This window comes from Streptomyces sp. NPDC058231 (assembly GCF_042882275.1).
Classification (GTDB): domain Bacteria; phylum Actinomycetota; class Actinomycetes; order Streptomycetales; family Streptomycetaceae; genus Streptomyces.
The window spans coordinates 61,476-68,896 of sequence record NZ_JBHVWN010000043.1 but is presented as its reverse complement, the minus strand read 5'-3'; the positions used below and the strand labels follow the sequence as shown (position 1 = coordinate 68,896).

8 protein-coding genes are annotated in these 7,421 nt (G+C 70.7%); 2 read left to right on the top strand and 6 right to left on the bottom strand.

All coding sequences use genetic code 11. The annotated features are described in order from the left end of the window. Positions 1-182 precede the first annotated feature (182 nt). The 4 genes from ACFVXE_RS25605 to ACFVXE_RS25590 all read right to left on the bottom strand — a co-directional run bounded on the left by ACFVXE_RS25605 (position 183) and on the right by ACFVXE_RS25590 (position 3,821). Positions 183-542 carry a hypothetical protein gene (locus ACFVXE_RS25605; RefSeq protein WP_389674450.1) on the bottom strand — a complete coding sequence of 120 codons (360 nt, stop codon included), beginning with the start codon at positions 540-542 and terminating at the stop codon, positions 183-185. Further along, positions 539-907, bottom strand: a complete 369-nt coding sequence (locus tag ACFVXE_RS25600) for a WhiB family transcriptional regulator (RefSeq protein ID WP_389674448.1) — start codon at positions 905-907, stop codon at positions 539-541. Before ACFVXE_RS25600 ends, ACFVXE_RS25605 begins: the two co-directional genes overlap by 4 nt. Positions 908-1,079: 172 nt before the next feature. Next, positions 1,080-1,406 (bottom strand): hypothetical protein, encoded by a 327-nt coding sequence (locus tag ACFVXE_RS25595; protein WP_389674446.1) that lies wholly within the window; start codon positions 1,404-1,406, stop codon positions 1,080-1,082. 165 nt (positions 1,407-1,571) lie between these two features. Further along, entirely contained in the window at positions 1,572-3,821 is a 2,250-nt protein-coding gene (locus ACFVXE_RS25590) for an ATP-dependent DNA helicase UvrD2 (RefSeq protein WP_389674444.1), read from the bottom strand. Positions 3,822-3,954: 133 nt separating this feature from the next. On the opposite strand from ACFVXE_RS25590, the gene ACFVXE_RS25585 reads away from it, so the two are divergent. Beyond that, positions 3,955-4,212, top strand: coding sequence for a glutaredoxin domain-containing protein (locus ACFVXE_RS25585; RefSeq protein WP_389674443.1), 258 nt, complete (start codon positions 3,955-3,957; stop codon positions 4,210-4,212). A gap of 219 nt (positions 4,213-4,431) precedes the next feature. Next, positions 4,432-4,752 carry a hypothetical protein gene (locus tag ACFVXE_RS25580; RefSeq protein ID WP_389674441.1) on the top strand — a complete coding sequence of 107 codons (321 nt, stop codon included), beginning with the start codon at positions 4,432-4,434 and terminating at the stop codon, positions 4,750-4,752. Between the two features lie 272 nt (positions 4,753-5,024). Here the strand turns inward: ACFVXE_RS25580 and nudC are convergent, their stop codons facing one another. Next, positions 5,025-5,972, bottom strand: a complete 948-nt coding sequence (gene nudC / locus ACFVXE_RS25575; RefSeq protein ID WP_389674440.1) for an NAD(+) diphosphatase — start codon at positions 5,970-5,972, stop codon at positions 5,025-5,027. 44 nt (positions 5,973-6,016) lie between these two features. Further along, on the bottom strand, positions 6,017-7,411 hold the full coding sequence (locus ACFVXE_RS25570) for a dipeptidase (protein ID WP_389674438.1): 1,395 nt from the start codon (positions 7,409-7,411) through the stop codon (positions 6,017-6,019). Between the last annotated feature and the right edge of the window lie 10 nt (positions 7,412-7,421).

The following is a 7,421-nucleotide window of genomic DNA, read 5'->3' as shown; positions in this document are numbered from 1 at the left end:
TGGGGGGGGTTGTTTTGTCCCCACGCCAACCGGTTCCTTACACCCCGGCCGCCGGGGGGGGGGGCCCCCCCCCACCCCCCCCCGGGGGGGCGGCTCGGTCCGCCCCGCCCCCGCGGAAGGGGTACTGATCGCTGCCGGGCAGAGCGGCTGCCCGGCAGCGGGTGCTGCGGTTGTCGGCCTGGTCAGTGCATGACCGCCATGGCCAGTGCCCGGCGGGCGCGCAGCGACGCGCGCTCCGCCCGGCGCTGCATCCGCCGGGCGGAGACCAGGCGCACGGCCCGGCGTTCCGCCTCGGCTTCCCTCAGGCGGTCGTGCATATGAGCACGAGCCAGGGCTTCTGGGATGAGTTGCATTTCGCGGGTCCTGTTCTGACGCGAGTCGTTCGCGCCGATGTTTGTGACGTTCGGTGTCGCGGAGCCGATGGGCTCGTTCGTGGGGACGGTCATTGGTGCCTGATTTCGGGGGTCGTGGGTCCGGGGACGGTCGATGGTTCCGATACGCGTGAGTTTTCTGGGGGCCGTGACCCCCAGGCCGGCGGTCACGCCGCGACCGGGTTCTTGCGCGGACGGCCACGCGGACGCTTGCGAGCGACGACGACGCCCTGGATGAACAGCTCGCCACCCCAGACGCCCCAGGGCTCGCGGCGCTCCTGGGCACCCGCGAGGCAGGCCTCGACGAGCGGACAGGTGCGGCAGAGCGACTTGGCGTACTCGACATCGGCCGGCGACTCGGCGAAGAAGACCTCCGGGTCGTAGGAGCGGCAGGGGACGGGTACGCCGAGGTTCTCGATGGCGTCGTCGAGCGCGGTGAGCGCAGTGAGGGGGATCAAGGTGGAGTCCTCCGTGAGGCCGGGCGGGGGGATCGTTTCGGAAGGCGGTACTGACGGGGCGTGCGCTTCGAGTTGCACGGTGGTGGTGTCCTCGTCTGTTCGTTCCGGCCGATCGGCCGGATGGCTGCTGGTACCGGGTCCTGCTTGTCCCGAGGCGTCTTTTCGCTGTGTCGTCCGTTCGGACAAAACAAAAGGGCCGCGGATCCCGAGTGGGGTTCCGCGGCCCTGAAGGCGCCGGCCTGATGGTGGATCAGGCTGGATCACTCCAGGGTTCAGGCCCACGGAAGGCCCACTGCATGTGGTGGTGCGTCGTCTTCTGTCCCGCTCCGGCACCGACTGCCGCAAAGGCATAGGCCGCCTTGGCCTGTCCCTTCGCTACTGCTGCCGTCGGTGCCTGGATCGGTCGCTCATTGCGCTCCCGCACGGGGAAGCTCGCCGGGGACAGCGGGCCGGCGGCGGAAATGCCGGACAGACCGGTGCCACGAAGCGCGGATTCCGAGGAGCGGGCGAGGCCGAGCGAGCATGCGGAGACGACCGAGAGATCGGTCATTTTGTTGGACTTGATGATGCTGATCACGACAATCGCCTCCTCTCGGCGTCTCGGTGGACCGGCCAGGCCGGTCCTGCGTATTCGGATAAGTACAGCACAGGGTCAGGGCTTCAGAGAAGTCGCTGTTCCCTTGGTTAAGAACCTATGGTGATGACTGGGGCGGGCGCAAACTATTTTTTCGACGAGTTTTCCTCACACCTGCCCGTCGTCTCCTTCCAGCCCCTCGACCGGGTCTTCACCTGCGCAGATGGCCAGCACGGCGGCGCCGAACCGGTCCATCTTCCGGACACCGACCCCGGAGATCACCGCGAGTTCCCCCTCGCTGCCCGGCACCGCCTCCGCGATCGCCATCAGCGTCTTGTCGGTGAACACGCAGTAGGCGGGCTGTCCGATCTCCTTCGCCCGGTCCGCACGCCAGTCGCGCAGCCGCTCGTACAGCGCCTCGTCCATGTCCGAGGGGCAGTCCTCACAGCGCATCAGCTTCATCTCGCCGGCGTCGGTGAGTGTCTTGCCGCAGACCCGGCAGAGCGCAGGGCCGCGCTGCCTGCGCTTGGCCACCGTGGGGCGCTCGACACCTCCTCCTCCGCCGGCCGCGCCGCGCGCGCCGGGCGCCGCCGAGCCGGGGCGCAGCCCGTTGAGGAACCGGGTCGGGCGCCGTCCGCCACGGCTGCCGGGCGAACGCGACAGCGACCATGACAGCGAGAGGTGGAAGCGCGCCCGGGTGACGCCGACATACAGCAGACGGCGCTCCTCCTCGATCTGTTCGTCGGTCTTGGCGTACGTGATCGGCATCATGCCCTCGGTCAGTCCGACCAGGAACACGGCGTCCCACTCCAGGCCCTTCGCCGAGTGCAGCGAGGCCAGCGTGACTCCCTGGACCGCGGGGGCGTGCTGGGCGGCGGCCCGCTCGTCCAGCTCCGCCACCAGGTCGGAGAGTGTCGCCCCAGGCTTGGCCTGTTCGAAGTCCTCGGCCAGCCGTACCAGCGCGGCCAGGGACTCCCAGCGGTCGCGCACCGCACCGGAGCCCGCGGGCGGCTGAGTGGTCCACCCCTTGGTGGAGAGCACCGCGCGCACCTGTGACGGCAGCCCCTCCGCGTCGTCGAGCAGGGAGTCGTTGCCCCCGGCGCGGGCGGCACCGCGCAGGGCGACGCCCGCTTCGCGCACCTCCGCACGCTCGAAGAAACGCTCCGCGCCGCGCAGCTGGTACGGCACGCCGGCGTCGGACAGGGCCTGCTCGTAGATCTCGGACTGGGAGTTGACCCGGTAGAGCACCGCGATCTCGCCGGCCGGGACACCCGCGGCGATCAGGTCACGGATCCGGCGGGCGGTGCCCTCGGCCTCGGCTGGCTCGTCCCCGTACTCCGTATGGACCGGCTCGGGGCCCTTGTCCCGCTGCGAGACCAGTTCGAGCCGGTGCTCGGCGGCGCGACCGCCGGCCTGGGCCAGCAGCCCGTTCGCCAGGTGGACGACCTGGGGCGTCGAGCGGTAGTCCCTGACCAGTTTGACCACGGTCGCGTTCGGATGGCGGGTGCGGAAGTTGAGCAGGTGGTCGGGGGTGGCGCCGGTGAAGGAGTAGATGGTCTGGCTGGCGTCCCCGACGACGCACAGGCTGTCCCGGTCGCCCAGCCAGAGATCGAGGAGACGCTGCTGGAGCGGGCTGACGTCCTGGTACTCGTCCACCACGAAGTGCTGGTACTGACGTCGGACGTGGTCGGCGATGTCGTGCCGGTCCTGGAGGACGGCGACGGTGAGGAGCAGCACGTCCTCGAAGTCGATCACCGAGCGGTCGCGCTTGAGCTGCTCGTACATCGCGTAGATCTGGGAGATCTCGGCCGGGTCGCGCGGTGCGTCGCGTTGGGTCTTGGCGACCACCGCCGGATAGTCGGCGGGCACCGTCTGGGTGACCTTGGCCCACTCGATCTCGCTGGTGACGTCCCGCAGCTCGTTGCGGTCGAGCCTGACGCGGCAGCGGGTCGCCGCCTCGGCCACCAATTGGACCTTGCGCTCGACCAGCCTCGGCAGATCGCCACCGACCGCTTTCGGCCAGAAGTACTGGAGCTGGCGCAGGGCTGCGGAGTGGAACGTCCGCGCCTGCACTCCGGCCGCACCGAGCTGGCGCAACCGGCCCCGCATCTCGCCCGCGGCGCGGTTGGTGAATGTGACGGCCAGCACGCTGGTCGGCTGAAGTATCCCGGCACGCACGCCGTACGCGATGCGGTGCGTGATCGCCCGCGTCTTGCCCGTACCGGCTCCGGCCAGCACGCACACCGGGCCGTGCAGGGCCAGGGCGACCTCGCGCTGCTCGGGGTCCAGCCCGTCGAGCACGGCGTCCGCCGACTCGGGGACCTGCGGGAAAAGAGAGGAATGCGTTGCTGATGTCACCCCGCCATGCTGCCAGGTCGGGAGAGGCGGACGCAGAAGTTGTCCACAGGGGCACCGCATCCGTCGTACTGATGCGGGAGTGGCGGCGGGAATGGTGACCAGGTCACGTGCGTTCCACTCCCTGCGGGGATGCGTATGAGCGGCTTTTTCCGCGAACCGTGATGAGACGAACGAGACAGAGGAGCGCGAAAACATGCCGGGCACTGTGACGATGTACAGCACCACGTGGTGCGGCTACTGCCGTCGGCTCAAGGGCCAGATGGACCGCGAGGGCATCGCGTACAACGAGATCAACATCGAGCAGGACCCGGAGTCCGCGGCCTTCGTCGAGAAGGCCAACGGCGGCAACCAGACCGTCCCGACGGTTCTGGTCGTTCCTCCCCACGGTGGCGAGAACATCGTCATGACGAACCCGAGCCTGGCCCAGGTGAAGCAGGCCCTCGCGGTCTGACGCTCCCCCGCGCTGCGCCCCCTCCGGTCGAGGTCACCGGAGGGGGCGGCGCCGTTCCTGGAGCGACGCGGGAGACGGCGACGCCGGGGACGAGGGGCTCGGCGGCCGGTGGGCTCGGACGATTCCGGGAGCGCCGCCGCGGCATGGGGCGACTCGCGCGGTCACGAGAGCGCACGGTTCGGACGCAACCACCGCGCCTGTGGGCTGGTCGTATCCGACATGACCAGCATCGATCGACCTTCGCGCACGGCTGACCACGCGATAGCCACCGTCCTGTTCGTGTGTGAGCTCTTCGTCCTGCCCGTCCTCTTCGTCCTGTACGGGTCGGGTATGTGGGACGTCGGCATCCACACCGGCATGCAGTATCCCGATCCAGCGACGCGCACCGAGGCGAAACGCGACTTCATCCTGCTGCTCTCCATCGGCGCCGTGGTGATCGCCGGCCCGTTGCTGGCCTTCCGCCGATGGATTCCGGGTGTGTCACAAGCGGTGATTCTCGGCGGCTCGGCCATCGCCATGTGCTTCGTCCCGACGTACTGACACGTACCCGGCAGGGGGGCGTCAGGCCGTACCGCAGCGCCGGGCTGCCGGGCTGCCGGGCTGCCGCAGTGACCGTCCTCGGCCGGACCGGATCGCCTCGCAGGCGGCCCGATCCTCGGTACGGGTCCACCTGGTCGGTGCAGCGCCGTGACTCGACGCCTGCCGGCTCGCACCGGCGGCGCTCCGTCCGGACGACGGTCACCGCGGTGGGCGGAGCCCAGCTGTGCCCGTCTCCTCCGTCGCCCGCAGCCCGTCGCCCGCACTCCCGCGCGTCAGCCGACGCTGCCAGGCTTCGGAAGCGGCTTGCCGTACCAGAGTTCGATCAGACGGGCCGCGATCGAGATGCCGAAGGGCGGCAGGATCTCGCCCGACTCGAATGCGGCGGTCAGCTCCTCACGGGAGAACCAGCGGGCTTCCTCGATCTCCTCGCCGTCCACATCGATCTCGGACGAGGTCGCCCGTGCCATGAAGCCGAGCATCAGACTGGACGGGAACGGCCAGGGCTGGCTGGCGACGTACTCGACCTCGCCGACCGTGACGCCCGCCTCCTCGAACACCTCGCGGGCGACGGACTGCTCGATCGACTCCCCGGGCTCGACGAAGCCCGCGAGGGTCGAGAAGCGGCCCTCCGGCCAGTGCACCTGGCGGCCCAGCAGGGCGCGGTCCTGGTCGTCCGTGACCAGCATGATCACCGCCGGGTCGGTGCGCGGGTAGTGCTCGGCGCCGCAGGCCGGGCAGCGGCGGATGTGACCGGCCGCCGCGATGACCGTGCGCTCGCCGCAGCGGGAGCAGAAGCGGTGCAGCCGCTGCCAGTTCTCCAGCGCCACCGCGTGCACCATCAGCCCGGCGTCGCGGGCGCCGAGCAGCAGGCCGGCCTCGCGCAGCCCGGCCGGGCGGGCCGGCTGGTCCATCCGGCCGGGCAGTGAGTCCTTCTGGAGCGCGAAGTAACTGACCCCGTCCTCGTCGGTGCCGAGGAAGTAGCGGTGGGTCTCGGTGACCGGGGCCTCGAAGGCCGGCGTCATGACGATCTCCGTGCCGCCGTCGGCGGTGTCGTCGATCAGCACCTGGCCGCCGGAGACCACGAAGACACGGGTGGTCGGGTGGCTCCAGGCGGCGGAGAGCCAGGCCTCGTCGAGGCGGTGGTGTGCGGCGCGGTCGATGCCGCTGGGTGCGGTCAGGCCGATCGGACGGCCGGTCGTGGCGTTGTGGAAGGTGCTCACAGGTGCTTCCTACTCCCCCGGGACGGTTCGGGTGTTCAGAGGATTCAGCGGAGTGCGGCGGAGAGTTCGCCCCAGAGGTGGGCGGTCGTCTCCACGCCCTTGAACAGGAGGTCCAGTTCGACCTTCTCGTTGGGGGCGTGCCAGCCGTCGGACGGTACGGAGATGCCCAGGAAGAGGACGGGTGCGCCGAGCACGTCCTGCAGGTCGGCGGCGGGCCCCGAACCTCCTTCACGGGTGAAGAGGATCTTCTGGCCGAAGGCCCGGCCCATGGCGCGGGCGACGGCGCGCAGCGCGGGGTGGTCCAGCGGCGTCAGGCAGGGGCGGGTGGCCGGCGCGAAGCTGATCCGGTGGCGGATACCTGCCGGGAACTGCGCCTGTGCCCAGGCCGTGACGGCCTGTCGGACGTGGTCGGGGTCCTGTCCGGCGACCAGCCGGAAGCTGATCTTCACCAGGGCGGAGGAGGGAATGATGGTCTTGCTTCCGGCGCCCTGGTATCCGCCGCCGATGCCGTTGACCTCGGCGGTGGGGCGGGCCCAGATGCGTTCCAGCGTGGAGTAGCCGGCCTCGCCCGTCGCGGCCTGCGACTTGGCGGTCCGCAGCCAGGTCGCCTCGTCGAAGGGGAGCTCGGCGAAGAGGGCGCGCTCGGCGTCGGTGAGCTCCGTCACGCCGTCGTAGAAACCGGGGATCGCGACCCGTCCGTCGGCGTCGTGCAGCGCGGCGACGAGGCGGGCCACGGCGGTCGCCGGGTTGGGGACGGCGCCGCCGAACGATCCGGAGTGGATGTCCTGGGCGGGGCCGTACAGCTCGATCTCGCACTCCGCGAGGCCGCGCATGCCGGTGCAGACCGTCGGCGTCGACTCGTCCCACATGCCGGTGTCGGAGACGATCACGGCGTCGGCGGCGAGCCGTGCCGACTGCTCCTCGACCAGGGCGCGGAAGTGCGGGGAGCCGGACTCCTCCTCGCCCTCGACGAGGAGCTTGAGGTGGACGGCGGGGGTGGCGCGCCCGGTGGTGGCGAGGTGGGCCCGGACACCGAGGGTGTGGAAGAACACCTGGCCCTTGTCGTCGGCCGCGCCGCGACCGTACATCCGGCCGTCGCGGATCACCGGCTCGAACGGGCCGGTGTCCCAGCCGTCCTCCCGGGCGGCGGGCTGCACGTCGTGGTGTCCGTAGACGAGGACGGTCGGGGCGTCCGGGTCCTCGGACGGCCACTCGGCGAAGACCGCGGGGGCGCCCGGTGTCTCCCAGACCTCCGCGACCGGGAAGCCGGTCTCCTTGAGCTTGGCCGACAGCCACTCGGCGCTGCGCCGTACGTCCCCGTCGTGCTCCGGCTGGGCGGATACGGAGGGGATGCGCAGCCACTCGGCGAGGTCGTCGAGGAAGGCTGCGCGGTGCTGCTCGGTGTACGTACGGACGGCGCTGTCCGGGGTGTCGCTCATGCTCTTGAGC

Bases quoted from the DNA above. Each gene is read 5' to 3' on its own strand.
- ACFVXE_RS25590 (WP_389674444.1), bottom strand. From the start codon at position 3,821: ATGCGGTGCCCCTGTGGACAACTTCTGCGTCCGCCTCTCCCGACCTGG.
- ACFVXE_RS25585 (WP_389674443.1), top strand. From the start codon at position 3,955: ATGCCGGGCACTGTGACGATGTACAGCACCACGTGGTGCGGCTACTGC.
- ACFVXE_RS25580 (WP_389674441.1), top strand. From the start codon at position 4,432: ATGACCAGCATCGATCGACCTTCGCGCACGGCTGACCACGCGATAGCC.
- ACFVXE_RS25570 (WP_389674438.1), bottom strand. From the start codon at position 7,411: ATGAGCGACACCCCGGACAGCGCCGTCCGTACGTACACCGAGCAGCAC.